This is a genomic window from Rhodococcus globerulus, from assembly GCF_019334125.1.
GTDB classification, from domain to species: domain Bacteria; phylum Actinomycetota; class Actinomycetes; order Mycobacteriales; family Mycobacteriaceae; genus Rhodococcus_F; species Rhodococcus_F globerula.
This window is the reverse complement of the sequence record NZ_CP079698.1, coordinates 349803-375737: the sequence shown is the minus strand read 5'-3', so window position 1 is coordinate 375737 and position 25935 is coordinate 349803. Positions and strand designations below refer to the sequence as shown.

The window sequence follows — 25935 nt, the reverse complement described above, 5'->3', positions numbered from 1 at the left end:
TGTGTTCGCCACTGTAGCCCCATTACGAGCGGGTAACCACACCGGTCGATCGGCGATCTCGGGGCACCAGGCAAGATCAGGTAATGGCGCTCACACATTCACCGTCCGTTGCCGTCGTTCTCCCTGGTACGGGCTCTGACGCACACTTCGTGGACCACGCGTTCCGCGGGCCGCTCAGCGCTCGAAGTGTGCGCACCGTCGCAATCGAACCGGACCCTCGGCGTGTCGTCGGCAGCTACCTCGACGCGATGGATGCCGCAGCCACCGAATACGGGAAAATCCTTGTCGGTGGTGTGTCCATCGGTGCTGCCGTCGCCCTGCAGTGGGCAGCGCTCAATCCGGACAAGACGTCGGGAGTATTGGCGGCGTTGCCACCGTGGACCGGAGCACCCGATCACGCACCGGCAGCGGCGAGCGCACGGTTCACCTCGTCACAGCTGCGCAGCGAAGGTCTGGAATCGGTCATTGCAGCGATGCTCGCCTCCAGCCCGGCCTGGCTGGGACGCGAACTGGAACGTTCGTGGCGTTCGCAGTGGCCGGATCTGCCGGCGGCTCTCGACGAAGCCGCGACGTATTGCTCGCTGACCGAACCAGCTCTTACGGAGATCGACGTTCCGGTCGGAATCGCGATAGCGCTCGACGATCCGGTTCATCCGGCGACCGTCGGCTACGAATGGGCGGCCGCGCTCCCCCGCGCCGAAGTGGGCACACTCGAGCTCGACCAGATCGGCCACGACGCCGCGATACTCGGGGCCACCTGCCTCAAGGCGCTCACGGCGGCCGGATTCTCTCAACCGCCGCGAGCGCCTGAAGTAAACGTGAGTTACTGACCCAATTGCTGCATGGCAGAACCGGATTCGCCCCGGCGCTGCGGCGGGACCGGCTGCGTGGGCGGCTGTTGCTGCACCTGCTGGCTCGCAGCGATCTGCTGATCGACTTGTTGCTGAGCTGCGGCCTGCTGCTGCGCGACCATCTGCTGCTCATGCGCGGCAGCGAGCTGCTCGGCCAACGCCTGCGGCAGCACCACCGGCAGCGGAGTCCGCACCGGATGTGGCTCCGCTCCGCGATTGACGACGGTATCGCGCAGAATGTCGCGCGCAATAGCAACCAGCGGCGCGCCGGCGGCTGTCGATCCACTGGGACCGGCCACAACACACCGAACCATCCACCGCGGACCGTCGACACCGATGAAACGCAAATCCATGGCAGCGGTCTCCGCGACCAGTTCGCGACCCCACGGACCGTTCTCGATGCTGACCGGCGAATTGTCGTCTCGCAAGGACTGCGCCAGTTCGGCGACAACCTCACGCCACTGGCCAGGCGATTTCGGTGCCGCGTAGGCGGCGACAGTGACCCGTCCGTGTTCGGTGACCAGGTGCACGGCCTGGGGTGACCCGTTTGGCGCCATCTCCACCTGCAGTTGGCCGCCAGGAGGCATCGGAACCAGAACAGAACCGAGATCGAGTCGCTGACCGTTCCGACCGGCAGTCGGATCGTCGGACTCGATGTCCGCGATGTCGTACGGGCCCTCGGACTCTTCGCTCACCGTGTCATCTGCGTCGTCGGATTCGTCGACCTGGTCGACATCCTCGTCCTCGAAGAAACCTGTCGGTTCCTCGTCTACATCTGACTTCTTCTTACGTCCGAACATGTTTCAGACTCCCTCTACGACAGGACTCACACCTGCATCGGTGTCGAGTATCGCGTGTCCGCCGCTCGAACCATATCCACCGGTACCTCGGGCGGTGTCGTCGAGCGACTCCACTTCCTCGAATACCGGCAGTTCGACGCGCTGAACCACGAGCTGCGCAATTCGGTCGCCGCGACGAATCTCGACCGCTGTGTCCGGGTCGAGATTGATCAGACACACCTTGAGCTCGCCTCGATAACCTGCATCCACGGTGCCCGGCGCATTCACGATGGACAAACCCGATTTTGCAGCAAGTCCGGAACGCGGATGGATGAGTCCGACAGTGCCGACCGGCAAGGCAATCGCAATACCCGTACCAACGAGGGTACGGCGGCCGGGCTCGATAGTGACATCGCTGGTGGAGCACAGATCCACACCGGCATCACCGGGATGTGCACGCTGCGGAACCGGCAGGTCTGGGTCCAGTCGCTTCAAGGCGATGGAGAGATGATCGCTCACGTCGGCCAAGACTACTCGGCGCAGACCGGAGAGAGGACTACTGGGCGCGGAGCACCTAGAGGACCACTGCGCGAGACGGACTATCCTTGACTCGTGCCCGAAACATCTCGACCTGACGTCGCTACCACAGCCCCTGCGTCCACGACGCTCTATTCCGAGCGCCTCTGGCTGCCCATCGGGTGGTGGATCGCCGGAATCGCCGTGGCCGCGCTCCTGGCAGCGGAAGTCCACATGGGGCGCCCGGGCCTGGTGTCGCTGCTCGCGTACGTGGTGCTGCTACCCATCCCGATCTGGCTGTCGTTCTGGCTCAGCCGCACCCGCGTCGAGGTTGTCGAAACCGGCGGGGTCAAGGAATTGCATGTTGGCCGAGCGCACATTCCAGTGAATCTGATCTCACGCGCCGCTGCGGTACCTGCTTCGGCCAAGAGTGCCGCGATGGGTCGCCAGCTCGACCCGTCTGCTTTTGTCCAGCACCGACCGTGGGTCAAGACCATGGTCTTGATCGTCCTCGATGATCCGGAAGATCCGACGCCGTACTGGCTCGTGAGCTCACGTCGACCCGAAGCACTGGTCAAAGCTCTCAGCGAAGACTGAGCAAAGTAGTAGGCGGTCTCACGACCGCCTTGATCCCTCGGTCGACCCGAAGACATCGGGTCGACCGTCGGGACGCAATGTAAAGCTGCGAAGAACTATCAGGCTGCGCAGTCCATGCACACGAGCTGTCCGTTTGCATCGCTCGCCAGACGGCTGCGGTGATGCACCAGGAAGCAACTCGAACACGTGAACTCGTCGGCCTGCTTCGGAACGACCCGAACCGACAGCTCTTCGCCGGAAAGGTCTGCACCGGGCAGCTCGAAGGATTCTGCAGTGTCGGTCTCGTCGATATCGACGACAGCCGACTGCGCCTCGTTGCGCCGCGCCTTCAGCTCTTCGAGCGAATCCTCCGAAACCTCGTCGGACTCTGTACGCCTCGGTGCGTCGTAGTCAGTTGCCATGTCGCTTACCCCTCATCCTTCTCGTGTATCCCGGTCCCATGAACGCCTGGAATCCGGTAGATCCCGTCATGCGCATGGAAACCGCCGTGGCATGGAGATCATTCCCTGTCGCTGCACAACGTGGCAGCGGGTGGAAAAGTGCCCGGAAACTTCTCCCGAGAACGTGATCTGTGCCTCATTTGGTTGTCATTACGGCATGGAGCCGACGCCCAGTCGAACGACCTGGGCCGCCAGACAGTAGCCGAAGTCAGCACGAAAGTAGTAACCCATTCGGTCATTTCCGAAAAAAGTCTGCGAATCGTCACCAACTACACAGCATTTTGTGATCTTCGACCCCGAAAACTCCCCTGAAATCACCGCGGTATCACCGCAGCAGCACCGACGTATCAACTCGGCGAAATTCGGTTGACGGCCAGTCACCACACACCTGAACGGGATTGAACCGCGCGCCCTCTAAGGTAGGCACCGAACGTCACGCCCGCTCTGCTCGGCCTGACGACGAAGCTCCAACTCGTCCAGAAAGTCGAGGGATACCGTGGTTTCTCTGATCACCGAAGGCAGCGCGACCGACGACCGAGGTCGTCCGTTCCGGCGCCGACGCGTGTGGCCGGTCGTCGCGGTGTTCGCGGTACTCGCCGTCCTCGGCAGCGCGCTGTGGATCAAGATCCTCACGGCTGACGCAAAAATCAGCGATACGGTCGCCTGCAATCGCCCGCAGGCATCGTCCGATCCGGCCGCCCCACAACCGATGCCCCTCGGTTCGGTTGTGGACCGAACCACGCTGCTCGACGTGGAACCGGCGCCGCTGGCTGCGACCAAGGTTCGAGTCTTCAACGCCAACGGTGAAAGCGGTCAGGCCTCGCAGGTAGCCGCCCAGCTGAAGGACTACGGCTTTGCCAGCGCTCCAGACGTACAAGTGGGCAACGACCCGGTCTACGTTGATCAGAACATGCAATGCCAGGGCCAGATCCGCTTCGGGGAGAACGGAATCGCTGCGGCCAGTGCCGTGTGGCTGGTCGCTCCGTGTGCAGAACTGATCAGGGACGGCCGGACCGACGACACGGTCGATTTTGCGCTGGGCACGTACTTCAGCAAGGTCTCCCCCAACACCGATGCCGGCGAGGTGCTCCGCGCCCTCGCCGAGCAACCCGCGAATGCCGAAGCCGCGGCAATGGACATCGATCTCCTGAAGGCGGCGCGAACCGCTAGGTGCTGATCGGGCGGTCCGCACCGCATGCGGTGAGCATCGCCGCGAACTCGTCGGCGATCCCCGGGGCGCACGCGTAGACGATGTCGCCCGCCGCAGACGTCGAATTCGGGCCCGGAATGCAGATCACGGCACCGGCTTCCTCGGCGATCAACGAACCGGCAGCCCAATCCCATGGGCTCAGTCCGTGCTCGAAATGGGTATCGACGCGACCGGTCGCCACCATGCACAAATCCAGCGCCGCAGAACCGATCCGCCTGATGTCGCGCACCTGGGGCAAAATCTCCGCGATGAACCGCCCTTGTGCCTTGCGTCGCTGAGCGCCGTATCCGAAACCTGTAGCCACCAAAGCCATTGACAGCTCGGTCACCGGGTTGGCGGCGAGCTCACTGACCGCACCGTCCTCGGTGGTCATCGTGGCGCCGCCACCGCGGTGCGCCGAATACGTCGCCCCTGCAGACACATCGACTACCGCGCCGGCCACGGAAACTCCGTCGATCTGCACCGCTACCGACACCGCGAACGCCGGAACTCCGTAGAGGAAGTTCACAGTTCCGTCGATGGGATCGACAACCCAGCGGACCCCTACGACGTCGCCTGCGTCTCCGCCACCTTCCTCACCGAGAATCGAATCGTGCGGCCGCAGCGTCGCAAGCAGATCCCGGATCACCTGTTCCGTCTCGGTGTCGACGATCGTCACCGGGTCGGTCGGTGTGCTCTTGGCCGCAACGGTTCCGGCGTCGGAACCGTTCTCGCTCTCACCCGAACCGACGACGCCGAACACTTCCGGACGACGGGCGCGAACGTGCGCAGCAGCGCGTTCCGCGACGGCCACCGCCACCACTCTCAGTTCGGCAGGATCGAGCGAATCCGTGGACAACTCGGACAGGGAAATCTCTTGTGGGCGCACACCACCATCGCAACACATCCCTCGTTGCGCCGCACCACGCGTACCCAATCGGGTTAGTGTTTGATTCGGTCAGATCGCGACATTCGAATTCGAGCCCTCAGGAGCGCAGGACGATGACAACGACAGGTTTCGGAATCGATGTAGGCGGCAGTGGAGTCAAGGGCGCTCTCATCGATCTGAGCACCGGCGAGATGATCGGTGAGCGCATCAAGATCCTGACCCCGCAACCCTCGACTCCCGAGGCAATCGCCACGACTGTGACGCAGATCGTCGAGCAAGCCGGCTGGGCCGGACCGGTCGGCATCACCCTGCCGTCGGTCGTCACCGGTGGCGTCGCTCGCAGCGCCGCCAACATCGACAAGTCCTGGATCGGAACCGACGCTGTTGCACTGTTCGGAAAGGCTCTCGGCGGCCGGGCCGTCACCGTTCTGAACGACGCCGATGCCGCAGGTATCGCCGAAGACACCTACGGCGCCGGCAAGGACGCGTCCGGGGTTGTCATCTTGCTGACCTTCGGAACCGGCATCGGGTCGGCGATTCTGCACAACGGAGTTCTGTTGCCCAACACCGAGTTCGGCCACCTCCAAGTCGACGGCAAGGAAGCCGAACATCGAGCTGCGTCGTCGGTGAAGGAGAAAAAAGATCTGAGCTACAAGCACTGGGCCGTCGAGGTCTCGAAGGTGCTCACCACGATCGAGGATCTGACGTGGCCTGATTTGTTCATCGCCGGCGGCGGGATCAGTCGCAAACACGAGAAGTGGATTCCACTGCTGACCAACCGCACGCCAGTCGTTCCGGCCGCACTCCTGAACACCGCCGGAATCGCAGGCGCCGCCCTCGCCGCATCAAAAATTTAGGGTGATTCCGCTGGCGATGGGCCGAGCGAAAAGGTGAAACAAGGGGTTAATCCGGTCCGAAAAAAGCCGTTAACGCCCGTCGTGACGTAAGAGTTTCCTGAGAGTCGTTACAATGGTGGAGTCCGGCTGCGCGCCGGCCACAACCATTGACCTCTCCGCCGGATCACCACTCTGGCGTGACGCCGCACGACACCGTCACGAAAGGGCGTACGTGGCAGCCACCGATACACGTCAGACTGCTGATTCTCCATCAGAGTCAGAGCCACAATCTTCAGCCGTGGAGGCGGCCACCGTCACAGCTCCGGCCGCCAAGAAGGCACCGGCGAAGAAGGCCCCCGCCAAGAAGGCAGCAGCTAAGAAGGCCCCCGCCAAGAAAGCTCCGGCGAAGAAGGCCGCAGCAAAGAAGGCAGGCCCCAAGAAGGCCGGGGATCCTGATGTAGAAGACGGCGACGTCGAGTTGGAAGACATCGACATCACGGACGGAGACCTCGAAGAGGTCGAGGTCGTCGCAGTCGGCGAGGACGAAGAGCCCGCCACCGAGGAACCGACCGACAAGGACAAAGCGTCCGGCGACTTCGTCTGGGACGAGGAAGAGTCCGAGGCACTTCGTCAGGCTCGTAAGGATGCCGAACTCACGGCGTCCGCCGACTCCGTTCGCGCCTACCTCAAGCAGATCGGCAAGGTCGCACTCCTCAACGCCGAAGAGGAAGTCGAACTCGCCAAGCGCATCGAAGCCGGTCTGTACGCCGTGCAGATCATGCAGGATCTTGCTGACAAGGGCGAAAAGCTGCCTGCAGCTCAGCGCCGCGACATGAGCTGGATCTGCCGCGACGGCAATCGCGCCAAGAACCACCTCCTCGAAGCCAACCTCCGACTCGTCGTCTCGCTCGCGAAGCGATACACGGGCCGCGGCATGGCGTTCCTGGACCTCATCCAGGAAGGCAACCTGGGCCTGATCCGTGCAGTCGAGAAGTTCGACTACACCAAGGGCTACAAGTTCTCGACCTACGCAACGTGGTGGATCCGTCAGGCCATCACCCGCGCAATGGCCGACCAGGCACGCACCATCCGTATCCCGGTGCACATGGTGGAGGTCATCAACAAGCTCGGCCGTATCCAGCGAGAGCTGCTCCAGGACCTGGGCCGTGAGCCCACGCCGGAAGAGCTCGCCAAGGAAATGGACATCACGCCGGAGAAGGTGCTGGAAATCCAGCAGTACGCGCGTGAGCCCATCTCTCTCGACCAGACCATCGGCGACGAGGGCGACAGCCAGCTCGGTGACTTCATCGAAGACTCCGAAGCTGTTGTCGCAGTTGACGCCGTCTCGTTCACCTTGCTGCAGGATCAGCTGCAGTCGGTCCTCGAGACGCTGTCCGAGCGCGAAGCCGGAGTGGTTCGCCTGCGCTTCGGCCTCACCGACGGCCAGCCGAGGACTTTAGACGAAATCGGACAGGTCTACGGCGTCACGCGTGAGCGTATTCGCCAGATCGAATCGAAGACGATGTCGAAGCTGCGCCACCCGTCGCGTTCGCAGGTACTGCGCGACTACCTCGACTAGTCACACCAGCTCCACAAAAAGAGCCGCTCCCCTGTTCCTCGGGGAGCGGCTCTTTTCTTTCGTACAGCCTCAGGCCAAGAGTTTGTCCTCGAGCCGTGCGATATCGTCCTGGCTCAACTGAAGGCCGTCCCGGACGTAGTTGTCGAAACTGCCGTAGATGCGCTCGACTGTCGCGAACGACGTATCCAGCCACGACTGCTCGACACCGTCCACGAAGGCTATGCCGGTGCGGGGACCGGTCAGGTACTGGTTGCTCAGCATGTAGTCGGCGTTCACGTCTTCGCGGGACACACCGAGCAGTGTCAGCAGAACGGCGGTCATCCAGCCGGTTCGGTCCTTGCCTGCCGAACAGTGGTACAGGACAGCGCCGTCCGTGTCAGCGATATTCGCCAGTGCGTCGTGGAATGCTCGGCTCGCTCCGGGATCACTCACCATGACCGTGTACATCGACTGCATATCCGCCAGAGCCGGGAAGTTCACCGGGTTGGTCCCGATCACGTCGAACCAATTGCTCCGGGCACCCTCCGGGATGCGGTCCGGGGACATGGCGCGTTCGACGACCGTCCGGAAGTCGTCGACCGACGCCACGCCGCGCTGGTGCAGCACCGCAAGATCCGAGGGCGTCAGTTTGTCGAGTGCATTGGTCCGGAAGACCTGTCCCATCCGAACCGTACGTCCATCCGACGTTCGATAGCCGCCGACATCCCTCGCATTCGACGCACCCTCGAGGTGCAGCGATCGATCGACCACAACCTGCGCTGCCGCCACGCCTTGGTCTGTGGTGGGAATCCCGCCCGCAAACGCGGGAACCGGAGCACACGCGATCAGGAAGGCACACGCCACTGTCGCGGCGGGACGAGCGAATCCGTTGGGCATCCAACCAGAATATTGTCGCAATCAGGACTTTGTGCGAACTCTGATGTACAACGAGGTGACCGGTTCGACAACTCGCGCCGCAACGGGACCGATCACGGCCATCAGAAGCACGTACGCCGTTGCGAGCGCTGCGAGTTCCGGTTCCACGGCACCCGCGGACACTGCCAGACCGGCGATGATGATCGAGAACTCGCCGCGAGCAATCAGTGCCGCGCCCGCCCTGGCCTGGCCCATGCGGGCCACACCCTGACGTTTTGCCGCCCAGGCCCCGGTGATCAGTTTGGTGATCGCGGTGACGACTGCCAAGATCGCAGCCCACCCGAGCACGGGCGGAATGGTGCTTGGATCGGTGCTGAGTCCGAACACCACGAAGAACATCGCCGCAAAAAGATCACGAAGGGGCTCGAGCACCCGACTGGCGTTGTGTGCCGTCGAACCCGAAATCGCGATGCCGAGCAGGAAGGCCCCCACCGCCGCGGAGACCTGCATCGCGGAACTGACGCCGGCCACCAGCAGTGCAGCACCAAGCAACTTCAGGAGCAATGTCTCACTGTCGGGACTGTCCAGCAGAGCCGAGACATACCGTCCGTATCGCAAGGCCACCACCAACACGACGGTGATGACCAGCAGCGAAATTCCCACCGCTTCGAGTCCACCCATGAAGCTGACACCCGCAAGCATTGCCGTCAGAATCGGCAGGTACACCGCCATCGCAAGATCCTCGAACACGAGGATCGAGAGAACGACGGGTGTTTCGCGGTTGCCCAGACGTCCGAGGTCGCTGAGAACTTTCGCGATGATTCCCGACGACGAGATGTAGGTGACACCGGCCATGACCGTCGCGCCGACAACACCCCACCCGAGCATCAGACCGACTACCGCGCCCGGTGTGGCGTTGAGAACGATGTCGACGATGCCGGCAACCCTCGACCGTTTGAGCCCGGTCATCAATTCGGCTGCGGTGTACTCGAGTCCCAGCAGGAGCAGGAGGAGAACGATACCGATTTCGCTTGCGAGGTGCGCAAATTCGCCGATATCGCCGAGTTGGATGAATCCACCCTGACCGAAGCACAGGCCACCGATCAGGTAGAACGGGATCGGCGACATGCCGAATCGTGCTGCGAGCCTTCCCAGAAGACCGAGCGCGAAGAAGACCGCGCCCAGTTCGATGAGTGCAAGTGTGGTTGTATCCACCTGCCAGTCAGCCGTTGGTCAGGATTTTTGCAGCGGCAGCCAAGCCGTCGGGTGTACCGACTGCCACCAGCAGATCACCTCCGGTGAACGTGTAGTCGGGGTTCGGCGACGGATTCACCTGCCCGGCGCGCATCACGGCGACGATCGAGACGCCGGTGCGTGTCCGCATCCCGGTGTCGCCGAGTGTCTGTCCGTCGTAGCGGGAACCGTCCTTGATGTACAGCTGTTTGGTTCTGATCCCGGGTATGTCACTGTGTTCGTCTTCGAGCTGGGCCACGAGTTGCGGCGCACCAAGCAGGTTGCTCAGTGCAGCGGCCTCTTCCGTGGTGAGCGGCAACGACGCGGCGCACGCATCAGGATCGTTTTCCTTGGACACGATGAGGTCCGTATGTCCGTCACGATGAGTGACGACACCCACGCGGCGACCGGAGGCCAGGACAAAATCCTTACGAGTCCCGATGCCCGGCAGAGGGGTGACTTCTACATTCATATATCAACGGTAGCGCCGATCTGTGACAAGTTTCGCAGGAGGGCGAAATTATCGTCGACCGGTGCTGCGCTGCGTATTCCATCGCGTCACCGCAGGGACGGAAATGCACCGTTCTCGTCGCGAATGTACGCAGTAACGGCAGTGACAGCCGCGACGGGAATCGGCCCGAACAGATGAGGAAAGCGCATCGAATCAGGATCCGACGGCACCCCCGGTTCCCACTTGACTTCAGCTCCCAGCAGAGCCGGATCCAGGGAGAGCAACACTATGTCGTCTCGGCCCGCGAAGATCCGGTTCGCCGGTAGATGAACCTGGGTGGGCGTCGACATGTGCACAAAACCCTCGGCGGCAAATCCGTCGGGAACGCGCTGCCCGACCTCTTGCGCACGCTCCCATTCGACGCGTGTGCACATATGGAGCAACTCGGCCGATGCGTCGGCGCCCGTTCCGGTTTCCTGGTTCATCGCCCCAGAATATCGCTCTGTACACGCGGATTTGAATCAGCTCTCAGCGAACAATTCTGCACACAGAATGCCTGCCCAGCGCATTTCCAGTGAGACACAACACTAAGAAACTCTTCTGGGAACAACCCATGAACGCCAAACGTCTGTAAGAGTGGATCTACCGCGCCATTCCGACGCGGCGGACCAGGCCCCAGGCACGCGGCACGAAAGCCGTCAAGCCAGTACGGAGGAGTCATGCCCGGAACACTGACCAGCCCACAGTTGACCGCTGCCGACCGGTGCGACCGGTGCGGTGCCGGAGCACGCGTACGCGCCGTGCTTCCCACCGGCGGCGAGCTTCTCTTCTGCGGACACCACGCAACCGAACACGCGGATCGACTTCGCGAGATGAATGCCGTCGTCTCCGAGAGTGAACCCGCAAACTAACCTGTCAGCCGGGGGTGGCCTCTTCGCGAGGCGCACCATGAACGCCGAAACGGGCGATCACAATCACTGTGATCGCCCGTTTTGCCGTCTTCAGGATTTCTACCAGCTACGCAGAATCGCAATGCGCTCGGTGAGCTGATCGACCGTCGCGATTGCCGTCGGCGGGCCACCGCACACGCGACGCAGTTCGGCGTGAATGATTCCGTGAGGCCGTCCGGTGCGGTGCACATTCATCGCGACCAGACCATTGAGCTCGCGTCGCAAGGCACCCAGTTGATCGGCGGTAGCAGCGCGCTCGGCGACCACTGCGGCAGTCGGCGCCGGAGCCGACGCTTTGGCGGAGTTGTTGTTCACCTGTTCTGCCTGGCGTTGCCGTAGGAGTGCACGCATCTGATCGGGGTCGAGCAGACCGGGCAGACCGAGATAATCGGCTTCCTCGTCGCTGCCGGAGAACGTTGCCGTTCCGAACGAGGCACCGTCGTAGATCACCTGGTCGAGCTCGGCGTCGGCACCGAGGGACGTGAACGCCTTCTCTTCCTCGCCGAGTTCGTCCTTCTGCTTGTTGGCGTCGGCGAGAAGATCGTCGTCGAGGCCGTCCTTTTCGCGGTGCGGCTTGCCAAGGACGTGATCGCGCTGGGCCTCCAACTGAGCGGCGAGGTCCAACAGGACCGGTACCGACGGAAGGAAGACGCTTGCGGTCTCGCCTTTACGCCGTGAACGCACGAATCGGCCGATGGCCTGCGCGAAGTACAGCGGTGTCGATGCACTGGTCGCATACACACCGACGGCCAGACGCGGAACGTCGACGCCCTCCGACACCATGCGCACGGCGACCATCCATTTCTGGTCGCTCGCACCGAATTCCGCAATGCGCTTGGACGCGGTGGGATCGTCGGAGAGGACCACGGTGGGCTCCTCCCCCGTGATCGCGGTCAACGCCTTGGCGTATTCGCGAGCAACAGTCTGGTCTGTGGCGATGACCAGCCCACCGGCGTCGGGCATACCGGTGGAACGCAGCTGCCCCAAACGGGTGTCTGCTGCTTGCAGGACGGCGGGAATCCAATCGCCGGCAGGGTCGAGTGCGGTGCGCCAGGCTCGGGCGGTCTGCTCGGCACTGAGCGGCTCACCCAGTCGGGCGGTGAACTCTTCGCCGGCATTGTTGCGCCAGCGGGCCTCACCGGAATACGCGAGAAAGACAACCGGACGGACAACGCCGTCCTTGAGCGCGTCGGAGTAGCCGTAGGAATGATCGGCTTTGGATCGGAGCAATCCCTCTTTGTCGGGCTCGTACTGAATGAAAGGTATTGCGCTGTCGTCACTTCGGAACGGAGTTCCGGTCAGTGCCAAGCGCCGGGTGGCGTCGCCGAACGCCTCCTGAATTGCCTCACCCCAACTTTTTGCGTCACCGCCGTGGTGGATCTCGTCGAGAATCACGAGGGTCTTGCGACCTTCGGTCCGGACTCGGTGCTTAGTAGGATGCGCCGCCACCTGGGCATACGTCAGAACGACGCCGTGATAGTCGCTGGACGTCTGGCCGGTGGAGTTGGAGAACCGCGAGTCCAACGACAAGCCCGAACGTTGCGCCGACTCCGCCCACTGATGCTTCAGATGCTCGGTGGGCGCAACGACGGTGATCTGGTCGACAGTCCGGTCGCGAAGCAGTTCCGACGCCACTCGCAGAGCAAATGTCGTCTTACCTGCACCCGGTGTTGCCACCGCGAGAAAGTCCCGAGGACTGCTCGCCAAGTACTTGGTGAGTGCCCGCCGCTGCCACGCGCGAAGCGACCCTGTCGAGGCCGTCGGTTGCGCTCCGGCACTCTCGGTCGAGTTGTTCACTTCGGCTGCCCCTGTCACTTCTGTCGTCGTTGTCTCAGACGTCATAAGCGCGCCTCCGCTGGAATCGCACTGTTGCCTCGCGCTCCTAGATTTTTCATGAATGTCCGGCGACGAGCCTAACTGTCGCTACCGACGAAAGCCGCACCCGAAGCGCCCGGGCATGGCCGGATTCACTGTCGATCCCCTCCCCGCGGCGAGGTTTCGCGAGATCGGAGACACAACCTCACCGCGGAAAAATATGCGACACGGCGACGCCACGGTTGGGCAACGAGGTGTGTCATCAGGAATGCTGGAGTGATTATGAGTGAAAAGGCGTGCCCGAAAACGCACGGAAGTGATCTGCATCACCGCAGATGGCATCCGCTGCGCCGCACGGGCCAGCTGATCGGCCGCACTCTGAGCAAGGCTTGGGACGACTCGATCTTCGGCAAAGCCGCAACGGCTGCGTTCTGGCAGACGCTCTCACTGGCGCCGCTACTGCTGGGATTGCTCGGCATGATCGGTTACATCGGCGGCTGGTTCGGACCGAACACGGTCGAGATCATCGAGTCGAAGATCGTCACGTTCAGCGGGACGATCTTCAGCGAAAACGTCGTCGATCAGATCATCAGGCCGACGGTCACCGACGTTCTCCAGCGCGGCCGGCCGGAAATCATCTCGGTCGGCTTCCTGCTGTCGCTGTGGGCCGGTTCGTCGGCGATCTCGACGTTCGTGGATTCGATTGTCGAAGCGCACGGGCAGAAGGATGCCCGTAACGCGATCTGGCAGCGAATTTTTGCGCTACTGCTCTACGTGATGTTCCTCGGGATGGCCGTGTTCATCCTGCCGATGGTCGCGCTCGGCCCGACCATGATCGGACGTGTGTTGCCGCCGTCGTGGTACGACGTGGGCTCCAACCTGGTCGACACCTTCTACTACCCGGCCGTAGGCCTGCTGGTCATCATCGGCCTGACAACGCTGTACAAAGTCGCGCTACCGAAGTCCCTGCCGTGGCATCGACTTCTTGCGGGCGCACTGGTGGCCGGTGTGTTCTTCATGGCCGCGAGCACCGGATTGCGCTGGTACCTGGGATTTGTCACGGGCACCGGCTACACCTACGGAGCCTTGGCGACGCCGATCGCCTTCCTGCTGTTCACATTCTTCCTCGGCTTTGCAGTGGTGCTCGGCGCCGAGTTCAACGCGACGGTGCAAGAATTCTGGCCGGCGCGAGCGACGCGCCTGGAACAGGTCCGCGAGTGGCTGGCCGCACAGCAGGACGACGACAACAGCGCCGGGCCGGTGACCACTCTGACGTGGCACCTGGCAACAAGTCCGATTCGGGTGTCCGGTGACAAGTCCGATCCGGCGGCAGTGCCGACCTACGGTCGGCCGCGAAGTCGGCGCGCCAACTCGGACGGCTGTGCCAGCTCGGACGGCCGTGCCAACTCAGACGTCAAGGATTGCGACGGCATCGGAGCAGAAACGAACCCGGCGACCGACTGCACTGACACTGTCGAGTCGCCGAGTTCGGACTGCGGATCGGATCCGGCGCAACGACGCCGTTCCCGATTGCCCGGTCATTCGCCTTTGCGAAGTCCTTCGTAGATCTTCTTGCAGTCGGGACACACGGGCGATCCCGGCTTCGCAGACTTGGTGACCGGAAAGACCTCGCCGCACAGTGCAACCACATGGGTGCCCATCACGGCGCTTTCGGCGATCTTGTTCTTCTTGACGTAGTGAAAGACCTTCGGGGTGTCGTCATCGGTCGTTTCGTCGGTCGAGACGTCGGGACGTTCCTTGGTTTGGGTGCTCATACCTCCAATAATGCCGTCTACGCGGCAGCGGTGCGAGCGTCGGGCCGCGTGTGCAATTGTCGGCCGAGAGTGGAACAGTGGAGCTATGGCAAGAAATGGCGCGTTCGGTCACCCCGACGAAGCCGGAACACCCGACAATCCCGTATTGATCACCGAAGCACAGCTGTCCATCGACGAGCAGCACAAAGCGCGCGTGCGGAAGTACATGACGATCATGGCTTTCCGTTTCCCCGCGTTGATTCTGGCTGCCATCGCGTATGGCATTTGGGAGAACGGCTGGGTCTCGATGCTGATTATCGGTGCGTCCATCCCACTTCCGTGGATCGCGGTCCTCATCGCAAATGATCGACCACCGCGCACGAAGGACGAGCCGAGTCGCTACGACGGCCGACGCCGCAACGCCGGCGAGATCGAGTCGAGTCCGCATCACATCATCGAGAGCTGACGCATCACCTGGTAGAAATTCGTCGCCTGCGAGAATGTCCGGGTGAGCACAACTCTCCTGTCCATCACCCCTGCGCTGCGCACGGCTCTGCTGCGCAATCGGTTCGACACCGACACCCTGCTCGAGCTGCTCGGTCCGGAAGTTCACGCAGCGCTCGGTCGCAGTGAACCGGTTCCGGTGCGACGCGCGAGCCGTGAGCACGGAGAAATCGGTGTTCTCATCCGGTTGTTCCTTCTCGCCGACGACTGTGCTCGCGAGGACGTCGCCGCCGCGTTGGCACCGCTGACCGTCGACGATGCGATCGAAGCCGGTCTGCTCGAAAATTCAGCCGGCTCCGCTGTGCGTGCCGCCGTGGATCTGCGGCCCATCGACGTCGGAGCCGGTGATCATTGGGTGATTTCGGACCTGGACGGTGGAATTCGGCCGAAGCAGTCCACGACCGCCGACCATGTCCTCGGTGTTGGACACGCCTCACTGTCATTACTGCAGGCAACGCCGACGTCTCGCGTCGGAACAGTTCTCGATGTGGGCACCGGCTGCGGAATCCAAGCCCTGCACGCCAAGACCTACGCTGATTCCGTCACCGCGACGGACATCAATCAGCGCGCGATCGATCTCACCGCAGCAACTATGGCGCTCAACGGCCTCGACGTCGAATTGCATCAGGGTTCGTGGTTCGAACCGATCGAGGGACGAACCTTCGACCAGGTTGTCGCCAATCCCCCCTTTGTCGTCGGCGAGGCCCGCGTTCACCACACCTATCGGGATTCCGGTCTCGATCTCGACGGGGCCAGCGAGCTGATGATCTCGCGGTCCGTCGACTATCTGAATCCCGGTGGCACCGCAGCGCTGCTGGCGTCGTGGGTCCATGTCGAGGGCGAAGACTGGCGATCGCGGATCGCGTCGTGGCTGCCGGCACACGGTGTCGACGCCTGGGTGGTGCAGCGTGACGTCGCGGATCCCGCGCTGTACGTCGGGACGTGGCTCAAGGACGGCGGCCAGGACCCGCGGGACCCCGCCACCGAGGAACGCGCCAATGCGTGGCTCGATCATCTCGAGGAATCGCACGTGGAAGGTGTGGGATTCGGTTTCGTCTTCTTGCGCCGAACGGACTCGCCGACGGACTTGATGGCCGAAGATCTCCTGCACGGTTTCTCCGACCCGCTCGGGCCCGAGGCGCTGGCGTACTTCGACCGGGTTGCCTGGCTGCGTGAACACGACGTGCTGCAGGAGCGGTTTGTCGTCGATCCGAACACCGCCCTCGAACGCGTCTATCTTCCCGGCGAAGAAGGGTGGCAGCAGGTTGTCACTCGGATTCACCGTGGCAACGGACCACACTGGCAGCATGAGATCGACGACCTCGGTGCCGCACTACTGGCGGGCCTGCGGGCCGACGGACTTGTGGTCGAGGAATTGGTCGAGCTTCTTGCCGCCGCAAACGGTGAAGACCCCGAAGTTCTCAGTGCCGGCGTCGTCACTCTGCTCGTGTCACTCGTACGTCACGGATTGGTGTTGCCGGTCACGTAGTCGAGTTCCGATTGGGTTGCAGATTTTCGGGTTCTCAGCAACTTCTCAGGACGGCCCGGGGAACACAGCAGGTCAGAGCAATTTCGACGAAATCGCTGCGGGAACTATCTCGGAACTCTCACGCGTTGAACCTTGTGAGAGACCGCCGATAGGGAGGCAAGTCATGACAAGCCCCAGCACCACTACTCGCATTCGTCCGAGCGCTGCGGATCTGGACGCCCAGAGCCCGTCAGCAGACCTGGTCCGTGTCTATCTGAACGGAATCGGTCGCACCGCACTGCTGACAGCAGCAGACGAAGTCGAACTGGCGAAGCGAATCGAAGCGGGGCTGTACGCCAGCCACGTTCTGGCTACGGGAAAGCGCCTGACAGCTGCCAAGAAGAGGGATCTCGCAACAATCGTTCGTGAGGGAGAGTCGGCACGCAGCCACCTCCTGGAAGCGAACCTGCGACTCGTCGTATCGCTGGCCAAGCGGTACACCGGACGCGGCATGCCCCTCTTGGATCTGATTCAGGAGGGAAACCTCGGCTTGATCCGCGCGATGGAGAAGTTCGACTACGCAAAGGGCTTCAAGTTCTCGACGTACGCCACCTGGTGGATTCGCCAGGCCATCACCCGCGGAATGGCTGATCAGAGCCGCACCATCCGCCTGCCAGTCCACCTCGTCGAGCAGGTCAACAAGCTGGCACGCATCAAACGCGAACTCCATCAGCAGCTCGGACGCGAAGCGACCGACGACGAATTGGCGGAAGAGTCGGGAATCCCGGCACACAAGATCGCCGATCTTCTCGACCACAGCCGCGACCCGGTAAGCCTGGACATGCCCGTCGGCAGCGACGAAGAAGCACCTTTGGGTGACTTCATCGAAGATGCCGAGGCAACATCGGCCGAGAACGCCGTCATCGCCGGTTTGCTGCACAGCGACGTCCGCAGCGTGCTCGGCACCCTCGACGAGCGTGAGCAGCAGGTCATCCGCCTGCGCTACGGCCTCGACGACGGCCAGCCGCGCACCCTCGACCAGATCGGCAAGCTCTTCGGCCTCTCCCGCGAGCGGGTGCGCCAGATCGAGCGCGAGGTTATGGGCAAGCTCCGTGTCGGCGATCGTGCCGAGAAGTTGCGCTCCTACGCCAGCTGATCGCGGCGCCGTGTGACACTCACCGGCCACCGTATGTTCTCCCATCGGGAACGTACGGTGGCCGGCTTTTTCGTATTGAACGCTGGGTGTCGAACGCGAGGCTCAGCGCAGTCGGCGGGGCCCCAGATCCACGGCGCTCGGTTCCGGTCCGATGCGCACCCGGGCGTCCGTGATCTCGGCGCCGACAGCGGACGCCAGTACCGGCTCGCAGGCAAGCTCCCGAACTTCGGGGATATCGTCGGCCAACGTCGAGATCCGCTGCACCAGATCCACCAGCGCACCCTTGTTGACGGGGACGGCGTTGCGGTATCCGGAGAGCAGCGGCGCAGCTTTGGGAGCGTCGATCAATTCGGTGGCGGCGTCCTCGGTCAGCGGCAGGACTCGGTAAGCCCGGTCACCGAGGAGATCCGAGATCACGCCGGCCAGGCCGAACGAGATCAGTGAACCGAACGACGGGTCGTCCTGCACGGCCACAACACACCCGATACCCTTTGGCGCCATTTTCTGCACGTGCAGGAGCGGCTCCCCCGACGCGGCAGCAAGGTCGCTGTACGCGAGTCGAACCGAATCCGGCCCGACAAGGTCGAGGCGCACACCACCAAGATCCGGGCGATGGCGCCATAGTTCGCCGGTTGCCTTCACCACCACGGGGTACCCGAGTGCGTCGGCTGCCTCTACGGCTTCGTCTTCGCTCAGGACCGAGCGGAATTCGACGACGTCGACGCCGTAGCACGCCAGAAGTTCCGATGCCTCGAAGTCGGAAAGCCAACGACCGGGGGAGTTTTCGAGCCAGGCGGCAACCATCTGGCGAGCCCGCTCGGAGTCGATGCCGGCTGGCCGCACCACCTTGGACGCGGGCTTGCTTCGCCATTCGGCATATCGCCAGGCCCGCGCCAACGCCAGTGCCGCACGCTCCGGTCCCGGATACGACGGCACCGATCCCCGAGTCGGATTGCCGGCGTCATCGCGGACAGTCAGCACCTCCGGCACTCCCTCCGCGGCCAGGAACGTCGTGAGAATGGGCTTGTCCGATCCCGCTACCGCATCCTTGAGCGCTTTCGCGAAGGGTTCGACCGGGATGGCGACCGGTGGAACGAAGACCGCGATGACGGCGTCGACGTCGAAGGACGCCAAGGCATCACGCACCGCTGACGCAAACAACTCGGGACTGGCCTGGGCACCCAAGTCGATCGGATCGCTGACTTGGAGCCCTTCGCTACGGGCTGCGTCTGCGGCCAGTACACCAAGAGCAGTGGAGTTGCCGATGACTGCAAGACGCGGGCCGGCCGGCAACGGTTGATAACCGAACAGCAGTGCGCAGTCGAACAATTGGGAGATCGACCCGACCTGGATGACACCGGCCTGCTCGAACAGCGCGCGGACAATGGAATCGTCGATCTCGACTCCGGTGGCCGCCAGCACGGGTGGCACTGCGTGGCGTCCGCTCTTGACTGCCACGATCGGCTTCTTACGCGCCACGCGCCTTGCGATCCGGGAGAACTTTCGCGGGTTACCGAAGCTCTCCAAGTACAGGAGAACCACTTCGGTGGACTGATCCGAATCCCAGTACTGCAGAAGGTCGTTGCCGGACACATCGGCACGGTTTCCGGCAGAGACGAAGGCCGACAACCCGATTCGACTGCGCGCGGCCTCGTCGAGGATCGCGATTCCCAAAGCACCAGACTGGCAGAAGAACCCGACGTTGCCTGCCGCCGGAAGAACCGGCGCCAGCGTCGCGTTCAGGGAAATCGCTGGATCGTTGTTTGCCACCCCCAGCGCATTGGGTCCGATGAGACGCATCCCGTGCGCGCGGGCCGCATGGACAAGTTTCCGCTCAGATGCGCGACCGTCCGGGCCGCTGTCACTGAAACCCGACGACACGACAACCAGCGCCTTGACACCCTTGTCGAGGCAGTCGTCGAGAACCGAACTGATGGATTCGGCGGGGACGGCAACCACCGCAAGATCGACGTCGTCGGGAATCTCGCGAACAGTCTTGTATGCCCGAACTCCGTGTACGGAACGATGTTCGGCATTGACCGGATAGACAGGGCCTGTGAACCCGCCACGCAGAAGGTTGGTCAGTACGGCGTTGCCGACCTTCGCCGGGTCGGCCGACGCTCCGATCACGGCAACGGACCGCGGACTGAGCACGTTGCCCATACTCCTGGCCTCAGCCGCCCGCTCACGGGAATTACGCACGGAGACAAGGGCTTCTGTGGGGTCGATCGCGAACTCCAGGCGCAGCACTCCCCCGTCGAACGTTCGGCTGACCTGATATCCGGCCTCGCGGAAGACGGTGACCATGTTGCGGTTCTCGGACAGGACCTCCGCCACGAACATCGTCAGCCCGTTTTCCGCGGCTGCCGCTGCCAGGTACTCGAGCAGGATGGGGCCAAGGCCGCGACCCTGATGGGCGTCGGCGACAACAAATGCCACCTCCGCCGACTTGCCGTCACCGACGTCGAGTAGACGCTCGTACCGGCCGACGGCGATGATCTCGTCGCCCAGCATCATGACAAACGCGACCCGATTGTGGTGATCGACCGTCGTGAAGTTCGTGACGTCGCGCTTTGACATCGTGGGGTAAGGGCCGAAGTACCGCAGATACCGCGTGCGCTCGGAGAGCTTGCCGTGGAATTCGACAAGCTTGTCCGCGTCCTCGGGGACGATCGGCCGCAGGGCAACCGCGCCGCCGTCCGAGGCGAGCACGTCGACAACCCACTCGTGCGGATAGTTGTGCGCCGCATCCACCGCAGCGTCTGTCTTGGCTTCGGTGTCGGATTCTTTAGAGTCGGACTTGGGGTCGGACTGTTCAGTCACGGGGATCCTCCGGGTCGAGTCCGAGAAGGGGAAACGCAGCGCGGCGCGTCGCGATGATGGCGGAATCGATGCGGGTGAGCGCTCTGTCTACCGACGCCACTCCGGTTTCGGGCGTACCGCCCGGCCCGTCCCACTTCGAGAAGTTGATGTCGCCGCCGTCCCCCATGACCTCGGGAAGTTCGACGCCCGGTGCCATCGCCCCGGTCTTTTCCTTCCAACCGTCCGGAAGTGGCGTGTTCACATCGATGTCACGATCAAGCGCTGCCGCGATGAGATGCGTCCACGCCCGCGGAACGATTCGCACCAGCCCGTAACCACCACCACCGACCGCCAGCCATCGTCCTTCGGAGTAGCGGTCGGCAAGATCACGCATCGCGATGAACGCTGCTCGTTGACCGTCGACGGTCAACGCCAGATCAGCGAGCGGGTCTTCCCGATGCGAGTCGACCCCACACTGGCTGATGATGATCTGGGGCCGGAACGCGGCGATCGCACCGGGCACCACCGCGTGAAATGCCCGCAGCCACAATGCGTCTACGGTTCCCGGCAACACCGGGATGTTGACAGCCGTACCCTCCGCCGCGCCGTCCCCGACTTCGCTGGACCAACCGGTATTGGGCCACAGCGTTGCCGGATGCTGATGCAGAGACACCGTCAATACTCGTGGGTCGCCGAGAAAAGCGTGCTGCACGCCGTCACCGTGATGTGCGTCGACGTCGATGTACGCGATGCGGTCGTACCCGTTGTCGAGCAGCCAGGAGATTGCGACAGCCGCGTCGTTGTAGACACAGAATCCCGAGGCCCAGTCCGCCATCGCGTGGTGCATTCCGCCGCCGATACTGACCGCCCGACGGGTGCGGCCCGACGCGATTTCCTTGGCAGCGGCCAGGGAACCACCGGCAAGAATTGCGCTCGCCTCGTGCATCTGCGGAAAGACCGGGTTGTCCTCGGTCCCGAGACCGTGGGGAACATCCGCACCGGTAACACCGTTGGATGCTGAGTGGCCCGCTGATTTGACGGCGGCGAGGTAGGCGGGCGTGTGTATGCGGAGGAGGTCGACGTCACTGGCAGGTGCCGGCTCGAGGAACTCGATTCCCTCGAGCAGTCCGAGGCCACGAGAGAGTTCCATCGTCAGGTCGAGGCGGGTCGGATTCATCGGGTGATCGTTACTCCACCGATAACTCAGGTACTCCGGACTCCACACCACAACTCGATTCGCTCGAGGCATCGTGGGGTCCTCGTCAGATCTGATCGAGGCGGTCATGGGAACACGCTACTTCGTGTTCGACTGGTGCCGTGCACCACACTGTTCTCGAAAGTGTGTCCAGGCCGTCACACCAGGGATGTCGCCACCGGCCGAACAGCCGGACTCGCCGCTGATGGAGCGGCACAAGTTTCCGGAACCGAACGGTAGAATGGCCGTTGACGAAGGGGTTGAGTGTGAAGGATCTAGTCGACACCACGGAGATGTATCTCCGGACGATCTACGACTTGGAAGAAGAGGGCGTCGTCCCACTCCGGGCGCGGATCGCCGAACGGCTCGAGCAGAGCGGACCCACAGTGAGCCAGACCGTTGCGCGCATGGAGCGCGACGGATTGCTGATGGTTGCCGGCGATCGACACCTGGAGCTCACCGACAAGGGCCGCGACTTGGCCGTTTCGGTCATGCGCAAGCACCGCTTGGCAGAACGCCTGTTGGTGGACATCATCGGCTTGAAGTGGGAAGACGTGCATGCAGAGGCGTGCCGCTGGGAGCATGTGATGAGCGAGGACGTCGAGCGCCGACTCGTCGTCGTTCTGAACAACCCGACCACGTCGCCGTACGGTAATCCGATTCCCGGGCTGGATCAGCTGGGTCTGGACGGGCCGAGCAATCCAGCCGAAACCTTGATGCGCCTCACCGATGTTCCGGCGGGCAAGCCGACGGCTGTAGTTGTGCGCAGGCTCGCCGAGCACGTGCAGTCCGATCCCGATGTGATCGCCCAACTGCGTGACGCCGGCGTCGTTCCGGACGCCAGGGTGACCGTCGAGACCCGCCCGGGTTCAGTGACGATCATCGTGCCCGGCCACGACGGTGTGGAGTTGGCAGAAGAAATGGCGCACGCCGTACAGGTAAAGCTGGTCTGAGGAATTTCATGAAACTTTTGGTTACCGGCGGTGCCGGCTACGTCGGCAGTGTCTGCAGCACAGTACTACTCGAACGCGGACACGAGGTCGTTGTGATCGACGACCTATCCACCGGAAATGCCGACGCCGTCCCAGCCGGCGCCGACTTCATCGAAGGTGATGTAGCCAAGACGGCGGCGAAGGTCCTCGGCAACTCCCCGATTTTCGACGGTGTTCTGCATTTTGCCGCGCAGTCACTCGTCGGCGAATCGGTGTTGCATCCCGAAAAGTACTGGCAGGGCAATGTAGTAACAACCCTCGCGCTCCTCGAGGCCATCCGCGACTCTCGGACTCCGAGGTTGGTGTTCTCGTCGACTGCGGCGACGTATGGCGAGCCGGAGCAGACTCCGATCATGGAGACTGCTCCGACTCGGCCTACCAATCCGTACGGAGCGTCGAAGCTCGCCATCGACCACGCGATCACGTCGTACTCCGTCGCACACGGTCTTGCCGCCACCAGCTTGCGCTACTTCAATGTCGCCGGTGCGTACAAGTCTGCCGGTGAAAACCGGGTTGTCGAAACACATTTGATCCCGTTGGTGCTGCAGGTTGCACTCGGGCAGCGGGACAAGATCTCGGTCTTCGGCACCGATTGGCCCACGCCCGACGGAACTGCCGTGCGGGACTACATCCACGTGCTCGATCTCGCCGAGGCTCATCTCCTCGCCTTGGAGAAGTCCACGCCGTCCGAGCATCGCATCTACAACCTCGGTAGCGGTGCCGGATTCAGCGTCCGCGAGGTCATTGCTTCGTGTGCTCGGGTGACCGGACTTCCGATCAATGTCGAGGACGCTCCACGCCGTCTCGGCGACCCGGCCGTCTTGATCGCGTCCAGCGACAAGGCAATTGCCGAACTCGGGTGGACCCCGACGCGCACCGATCTCGACGTGATCGTCGCGGATGCCTGGCAGTTCCTGCAAGACCTCGGTTCTGCATCGCACTCCGCTCGGTAGATCTGCGACGCTTAAGTCCTCCAGGTCCAACTCACCTCGCCTCGGGCATCGCACTCACGTCGAAGTCCCGGGCGAGGTCGAGTCCGACTTCCGCCAGCCTGCGAATTCCGTCCGGTCGCATGCCGGCCTGCAGCGAGTTGTCGAGCAAGCCGGCCAGACTGTATTCAGGGTCCGCTTCCAGTGCATATGCGAGCGCGATACCGGCGAGTGGGCCATCACCGCGGGCATAGGCAAAGAATCCCAGAAGTGTAGCGGGATAAGAACATTCGGGAACCGGAAGTTCGTGCGTCAAGATCATCCACAACGCTTCCGCGGAATCTGCGTACTCCGTTGCCGCTAGACCCATGACAGTGTCCCGGACGCGCACGTCCGACAACACCAGTGCCAGGTGCGCACATTCACTGGGGTCGGGAAATACTCCGCGCCGCATCCGCTCGACAAACGCCAGAACTTCCTCGACCTCCCGGCGCACCTGAGCGAAGGGATCGTTCGAGCAGTGTGCCTCGCACCGCGCCGACGCGATCTGCGCGCGCCCCCGGTCTATCAACGACCCGATCGTCGCGTGGTTACTCGATTGCCCACGAACCGAGCGCACCAACTCGCTCCGCGACGCTCGGATGACACGGCCGCCGAGGACCTGGGCGGCCGCGACAGAGGACGAACCGGGATCGGGCAGGCGCCCATACCGATCCGGCGCGAGGATGCTCATCCAGTCGCGACCCCTCGCGATCACCGGTACTGCGAACACATCGACGAGTTCGACGCCGTTGCCGGTAAGCATGTCGTTGAATTCCGCTGCGATGTCGAATAATTCCCCCAACGGATGGTCTCCGATCATTACCAGGATCACCGCGACTGTTCCTTCTGTCGCACAGACTCGAACAAATTGCTCGAGGGCCGAGTGCATCGCCGGAGCCAACTCGGAGCCGATGTTCGGAAAGTAGTCGTGCCTCATGATCGGTCCGAGTGTTTTTGGTGTGGTGTCCATCAGGCACAACGCGACGACGGAGTCTTCGGGGCTGAACCCCATCAACGCTGGGATCGCAGCGATCAGCTCGCCTGGTTCCGAAAGGTGTTCGGACTCACGCGACGCCCAACTCTGCGCCTGGTCGTCGGAGGATTCGAATTCCCGGGAAAACGGTGATGTTGTCATGGGTAGACCATGTCAAGAGCCGCCACCGACCTGCGGCGCTCGACCTGGCAAAACGAAGCTCATGAAGCTCAGCTGTGCAGAACCAATTTTGTTGTGGATGAATCACGAACACAGGCACCGACCACGCGATGAGTGTCGGTGCGTCGTGCATGATCGTCAGCTGCCCGCGCGAACCTTCTGAACAGCGGCGGTGAAAGCCTCGTCCAGCGGCGCGGTGGACGGCTCGGTTGCACCGAATGTCATCAGCGTGACAGCAATGCGCACGTCACCGACCTGGGCCATCAGCGTCAACATCGTCTGGTCCCCGGTAGCCGAGGATGGTGTGGATACCGTCCGCCGCAAGGACAACGTCTGATCGGCATTGATCGGCGAAGGCGGCAAAATGACCGTCGTGACCGTCGACGTCACTCCGTTTGCGGTCACCTTCATCGAGGTGCAGTCTTCGGTCTGCGCTTCCAACGACGTCAGGCTGGTGTCACTCCGAGTGAGCTCCACCGAGATTGTCGACCTACTCGCATTGTCGGTGCCCACGGCCATGACGGTGCCCGTCGGCCCGTAGTCCTGTTCGGGTGGGGCGCAGTCTGCGGGGTCGACGGTTGCTCCGCGCGGAACACCCACCAGATCCGGCGCGGCCATCGGAACAGCTTGCGCGGGAAGTACTACCGCGTCGAATGGCGGCGGAAACTCTGCAGGAGTCAGCAACAAGTCCGCTAGCGGCGCAGCCTTGGATGAAGCCGTTGTGCTCGGTGGCGTCGACCCTGCCGTGCTTGGAGCGCTCGACCCCGCTACGGCGGGTGTCTGTCCGCCGGCATCAGGCTGAGCTTCCCCGGAAATCGACGAGGAACACCCCGATACCAATCCGAGCGCAGCAACCACAGCCACGACGCCTGCGAGCCTCGACCTGCCCGATCCCCGACCGACCATCACGTGTGCCTCCATTCGGCTGCAGCCGAATGGGAGAAATCCACCACGGCAGTA

26 protein-coding genes are annotated in these 25935 nt (G+C 62.9%); 12 read left to right on the top strand and 14 right to left on the bottom strand.

Annotation, left to right across the window (positions count from 1 at the left end):
* Positions 1–83: 83 nt before the first annotated feature.
* Complete coding sequence (locus KYT97_RS01670; protein WP_219111624.1) at positions 84–830, top strand: alpha/beta fold hydrolase; 747 nt, start codon at positions 84–86, stop codon at positions 828–830.
* Here KYT97_RS01670 and KYT97_RS01665 read toward each other — a convergent pair.
* Both KYT97_RS01665 and dut read right to left on the bottom strand, forming a co-directional pair.
* On the bottom strand, positions 824–1651 hold the full coding sequence (locus KYT97_RS01665; RefSeq protein WP_219111623.1) for a DUF3710 domain-containing protein: 828 nt from the start codon (positions 1649–1651) through the stop codon (positions 824–826). The two genes, KYT97_RS01670 and KYT97_RS01665, sit on opposite strands and share 7 nt — an antisense overlap.
* A 3-nt stretch (positions 1652–1654) precedes the next feature.
* Complete coding sequence (gene dut / locus KYT97_RS01660) at positions 1655–2149, bottom strand: dUTP diphosphatase (RefSeq protein WP_033234988.1); 495 nt, start codon at positions 2147–2149, stop codon at positions 1655–1657.
* 93 nt (positions 2150–2242) lie between these two features.
* On the opposite strand from dut, the gene KYT97_RS01655 reads away from it, so the two are divergent.
* Positions 2243–2743 carry a DUF3093 domain-containing protein gene (locus tag KYT97_RS01655; protein ID WP_033234777.1) on the top strand — a complete coding sequence of 167 codons (501 nt, stop codon included), beginning with the start codon at positions 2243–2245 and terminating at the stop codon, positions 2741–2743.
* 98 nt (positions 2744–2841) lie between these two features.
* On the opposite strand, the gene KYT97_RS01650 is transcribed toward KYT97_RS01655, so the two are convergent.
* A complete protein-coding gene (locus KYT97_RS01650) occupies positions 2842–3144 on the bottom strand; it encodes a DUF4193 domain-containing protein (RefSeq protein ID WP_003942593.1) in 303 nt (100 codons plus the stop codon).
* A gap of 535 nt (positions 3145–3679) precedes the next feature.
* Between KYT97_RS01650 and cei the strand changes: the two genes are divergently transcribed.
* Positions 3680–4360 carry an envelope integrity protein Cei gene (gene cei / locus KYT97_RS01645; RefSeq protein WP_033234778.1) on the top strand — a complete coding sequence of 227 codons (681 nt, stop codon included), beginning with the start codon at positions 3680–3682 and terminating at the stop codon, positions 4358–4360.
* Here the strand turns inward: cei and KYT97_RS01640 are convergent.
* Entirely contained in the window at positions 4350–5279 is a 930-nt protein-coding gene (locus tag KYT97_RS01640; protein ID WP_045067426.1) for an inositol monophosphatase family protein, read from the bottom strand. The genes cei and KYT97_RS01640 overlap by 11 nt on opposite strands.
* A gap of 95 nt (positions 5280–5374) precedes the next feature.
* On the opposite strand from KYT97_RS01640, the gene ppgK reads away from it, so the two are divergent.
* Both ppgK and KYT97_RS01630 read left to right on the top strand, forming a co-directional pair.
* Complete coding sequence (gene ppgK, locus KYT97_RS01635; protein WP_116104010.1) at positions 5375–6118, top strand: polyphosphate--glucose phosphotransferase; 744 nt, start codon at positions 5375–5377, stop codon at positions 6116–6118.
* A gap of 112 nt (positions 6119–6230) precedes the next feature.
* Positions 6231–7676 (top strand): RNA polymerase sigma factor, encoded by a 1446-nt coding sequence (locus KYT97_RS01630; RefSeq protein ID WP_202025569.1) that lies wholly within the window; start codon positions 6231–6233, stop codon positions 7674–7676.
* Positions 7677–7745: 69 nt separating this feature from the next.
* Here the strand turns inward: KYT97_RS01630 and KYT97_RS01625 are convergent, their stop codons facing one another.
* From KYT97_RS01625 to KYT97_RS01610, 4 genes are all read right to left on the bottom strand, one after another.
* On the bottom strand, positions 7746–8552 hold the full coding sequence (locus KYT97_RS01625) for a tyrosine-protein phosphatase (protein WP_219111622.1): 807 nt from the start codon (positions 8550–8552) through the stop codon (positions 7746–7748).
* 21 nt (positions 8553–8573) lie between these two features.
* A complete protein-coding gene (locus KYT97_RS01620) occupies positions 8574–9746 on the bottom strand; it encodes a cation:proton antiporter (RefSeq protein ID WP_033234781.1) in 1173 nt (390 codons plus the stop codon).
* A gap of 7 nt (positions 9747–9753) precedes the next feature.
* On the bottom strand, positions 9754–10236 hold the full coding sequence (locus KYT97_RS01615) for a cation:proton antiporter regulatory subunit (protein WP_033234782.1): 483 nt from the start codon (positions 10234–10236) through the stop codon (positions 9754–9756).
* 86 nt (positions 10237–10322) lie between these two features.
* Positions 10323–10700, bottom strand: coding sequence for a DUF952 domain-containing protein (locus KYT97_RS01610; RefSeq protein WP_095886079.1), 378 nt, complete (start codon positions 10698–10700; stop codon positions 10323–10325).
* A gap of 234 nt (positions 10701–10934) precedes the next feature.
* On the opposite strand from KYT97_RS01610, the gene KYT97_RS01605 reads away from it, so the two are divergent.
* Positions 10935–11126 carry a DUF7455 domain-containing protein gene (locus KYT97_RS01605; protein ID WP_033234784.1) on the top strand — a complete coding sequence of 64 codons (192 nt, stop codon included), beginning with the start codon at positions 10935–10937 and terminating at the stop codon, positions 11124–11126.
* Between the two features lie 99 nt (positions 11127–11225).
* Here the strand turns inward: KYT97_RS01605 and KYT97_RS01600 are convergent, their stop codons facing one another.
* The gene (locus KYT97_RS01600; protein WP_033234785.1) at positions 11226–13007 is read right to left on the bottom strand and encodes a DEAD/DEAH box helicase; all 1782 of its coding nucleotides are present in this window, start codon (positions 13005–13007) and stop codon (positions 11226–11228) included.
* 255 nt (positions 13008–13262) lie between these two features.
* On the opposite strand from KYT97_RS01600, the gene KYT97_RS01595 reads away from it, so the two are divergent.
* Entirely contained in the window at positions 13263–14546 is a 1284-nt protein-coding gene (locus KYT97_RS01595) for a YihY/virulence factor BrkB family protein (RefSeq protein WP_219111621.1), read from the top strand.
* Here the strand turns inward: KYT97_RS01595 and KYT97_RS01590 are convergent.
* Positions 14519–14755: a DUF3039 domain-containing protein gene (locus KYT97_RS01590; RefSeq protein ID WP_033234787.1), complete on the bottom strand. Its 237-nt coding sequence runs from the start codon at positions 14753–14755 to the stop codon at positions 14519–14521. The genes KYT97_RS01595 and KYT97_RS01590 overlap by 28 nt on opposite strands.
* Positions 14756–14840: 85 nt before the next feature.
* On the opposite strand from KYT97_RS01590, the gene KYT97_RS01585 reads away from it, so the two are divergent.
* The 3 genes from KYT97_RS01585 to KYT97_RS01575 all read left to right on the top strand — a co-directional run bounded on the left by KYT97_RS01585 (position 14841) and on the right by KYT97_RS01575 (position 17862).
* Positions 14841–15200: a DUF3099 domain-containing protein gene (locus tag KYT97_RS01585; protein ID WP_045067419.1), complete on the top strand. Its 360-nt coding sequence runs from the start codon at positions 14841–14843 to the stop codon at positions 15198–15200.
* 42 nt (positions 15201–15242) lie between these two features.
* Entirely contained in the window at positions 15243–16727 is a 1485-nt protein-coding gene (locus KYT97_RS01580) for a DUF7782 domain-containing protein (protein WP_116104005.1), read from the top strand.
* 163 nt (positions 16728–16890) lie between these two features.
* Entirely contained in the window at positions 16891–17862 is a 972-nt protein-coding gene (locus KYT97_RS01575; RefSeq protein WP_033234790.1) for a sigma-70 family RNA polymerase sigma factor, read from the top strand.
* 102 nt (positions 17863–17964) lie between these two features.
* Here the strand turns inward: KYT97_RS01575 and KYT97_RS01570 are convergent, their stop codons facing one another.
* Both KYT97_RS01570 and KYT97_RS01565 read right to left on the bottom strand, forming a co-directional pair.
* On the bottom strand, positions 17965–20685 hold the full coding sequence (locus KYT97_RS01570; RefSeq protein ID WP_045067417.1) for a bifunctional acetate--CoA ligase family protein/GNAT family N-acetyltransferase: 2721 nt from the start codon (positions 20683–20685) through the stop codon (positions 17965–17967).
* The gene (locus KYT97_RS01565) at positions 20678–21949 is read right to left on the bottom strand and encodes an acetoin utilization protein AcuC (protein ID WP_219111620.1); all 1272 of its coding nucleotides are present in this window, start codon (positions 21947–21949) and stop codon (positions 20678–20680) included. Before KYT97_RS01565 ends, KYT97_RS01570 begins: the two co-directional genes overlap by 8 nt.
* Before the next feature lie 176 nt (positions 21950–22125).
* Between KYT97_RS01565 and KYT97_RS01560 the strand changes: the two genes are divergently transcribed.
* Both KYT97_RS01560 and galE read left to right on the top strand, forming a co-directional pair.
* The gene (locus tag KYT97_RS01560) at positions 22126–22812 is read left to right on the top strand and encodes an iron-dependent transcriptional repressor DtxR (RefSeq protein ID WP_033234793.1); all 687 of its coding nucleotides are present in this window, start codon (positions 22126–22128) and stop codon (positions 22810–22812) included.
* Positions 22813–22820: 8 nt separating this feature from the next.
* Complete coding sequence (gene galE, locus KYT97_RS01555; RefSeq protein WP_045067413.1) at positions 22821–23804, top strand: UDP-glucose 4-epimerase GalE; 984 nt, start codon at positions 22821–22823, stop codon at positions 23802–23804.
* Between the two features lie 31 nt (positions 23805–23835).
* Here the strand turns inward: galE and KYT97_RS01550 are convergent, their stop codons facing one another.
* Positions 23836–24957, bottom strand: coding sequence for a DUF4192 domain-containing protein (locus tag KYT97_RS01550; RefSeq protein ID WP_219111619.1), 1122 nt, complete (start codon positions 24955–24957; stop codon positions 23836–23838).
* 156 nt (positions 24958–25113) lie between these two features.
* Positions 25114–25881, bottom strand: a complete 768-nt coding sequence (locus KYT97_RS01545; protein WP_219112767.1) for a DUF5642 family protein — start codon at positions 25879–25881, stop codon at positions 25114–25116.
* Positions 25882–25935 lie beyond the last annotated feature (54 nt).

Bases quoted from the DNA above. Each gene is read 5' to 3' on its own strand.
- KYT97_RS01665 (WP_219111623.1), bottom strand. From the start codon at position 1,651: ATGTTCGGACGTAAGAAGAAGTCAGATGTAGACGAGGAACCGACAGGT.
- KYT97_RS01590 (WP_033234787.1), bottom strand. From the start codon at position 14,755: ATGAGCACCCAAACCAAGGAACGTCCCGACGTCTCGACCGACGAAACG.
- KYT97_RS01575 (WP_033234790.1), top strand. From the start codon at position 16,891: ATGACAAGCCCCAGCACCACTACTCGCATTCGTCCGAGCGCTGCGGAT.
- KYT97_RS01565 (WP_219111620.1), bottom strand. From the start codon at position 21,949: ATGACCGCCTCGATCAGATCTGACGAGGACCCCACGATGCCTCGAGCG.
- KYT97_RS01545 (WP_219112767.1), bottom strand. From the start codon at position 25,881: ATGGTCGGTCGGGGATCGGGCAGGTCGAGGCTCGCAGGCGTCGTGGCT.
- KYT97_RS01650 (WP_003942593.1), bottom strand. From the start codon at position 3,144: ATGGCAACTGACTACGACGCACCGAGGCGTACAGAGTCCGACGAGGTT.
- KYT97_RS01625 (WP_219111622.1), bottom strand. From the start codon at position 8,552: ATGCCCAACGGATTCGCTCGTCCCGCCGCGACAGTGGCGTGTGCCTTC.
- KYT97_RS01615 (WP_033234782.1), bottom strand. From the start codon at position 10,236: ATGAATGTAGAAGTCACCCCTCTGCCGGGCATCGGGACTCGTAAGGAT.
- KYT97_RS01640 (WP_045067426.1), bottom strand. From the start codon at position 5,279: ATGTGTTGCGATGGTGGTGTGCGCCCACAAGAGATTTCCCTGTCCGAG.
- ppgK (WP_116104010.1), top strand. From the start codon at position 5,375: ATGACAACGACAGGTTTCGGAATCGATGTAGGCGGCAGTGGAGTCAAG.
- KYT97_RS01595 (WP_219111621.1), top strand. From the start codon at position 13,263: ATGAGTGAAAAGGCGTGCCCGAAAACGCACGGAAGTGATCTGCATCAC.
- KYT97_RS01600 (WP_033234785.1), bottom strand. From the start codon at position 13,007: ATGACGTCTGAGACAACGACGACAGAAGTGACAGGGGCAGCCGAAGTG.
- KYT97_RS01630 (WP_202025569.1), top strand. From the start codon at position 6,231: ATGGTGGAGTCCGGCTGCGCGCCGGCCACAACCATTGACCTCTCCGCC.
- KYT97_RS01670 (WP_219111624.1), top strand. From the start codon at position 84: ATGGCGCTCACACATTCACCGTCCGTTGCCGTCGTTCTCCCTGGTACG.
- KYT97_RS01585 (WP_045067419.1), top strand. From the start codon at position 14,841: ATGGCAAGAAATGGCGCGTTCGGTCACCCCGACGAAGCCGGAACACCC.
- KYT97_RS01610 (WP_095886079.1), bottom strand. From the start codon at position 10,700: ATGAACCAGGAAACCGGAACGGGCGCCGACGCATCGGCCGAGTTGCTC.
- KYT97_RS01550 (WP_219111619.1), bottom strand. From the start codon at position 24,957: ATGACAACATCACCGTTTTCCCGGGAATTCGAATCCTCCGACGACCAG.
- KYT97_RS01605 (WP_033234784.1), top strand. From the start codon at position 10,935: ATGCCCGGAACACTGACCAGCCCACAGTTGACCGCTGCCGACCGGTGC.
- galE (WP_045067413.1), top strand. From the start codon at position 22,821: ATGAAACTTTTGGTTACCGGCGGTGCCGGCTACGTCGGCAGTGTCTGC.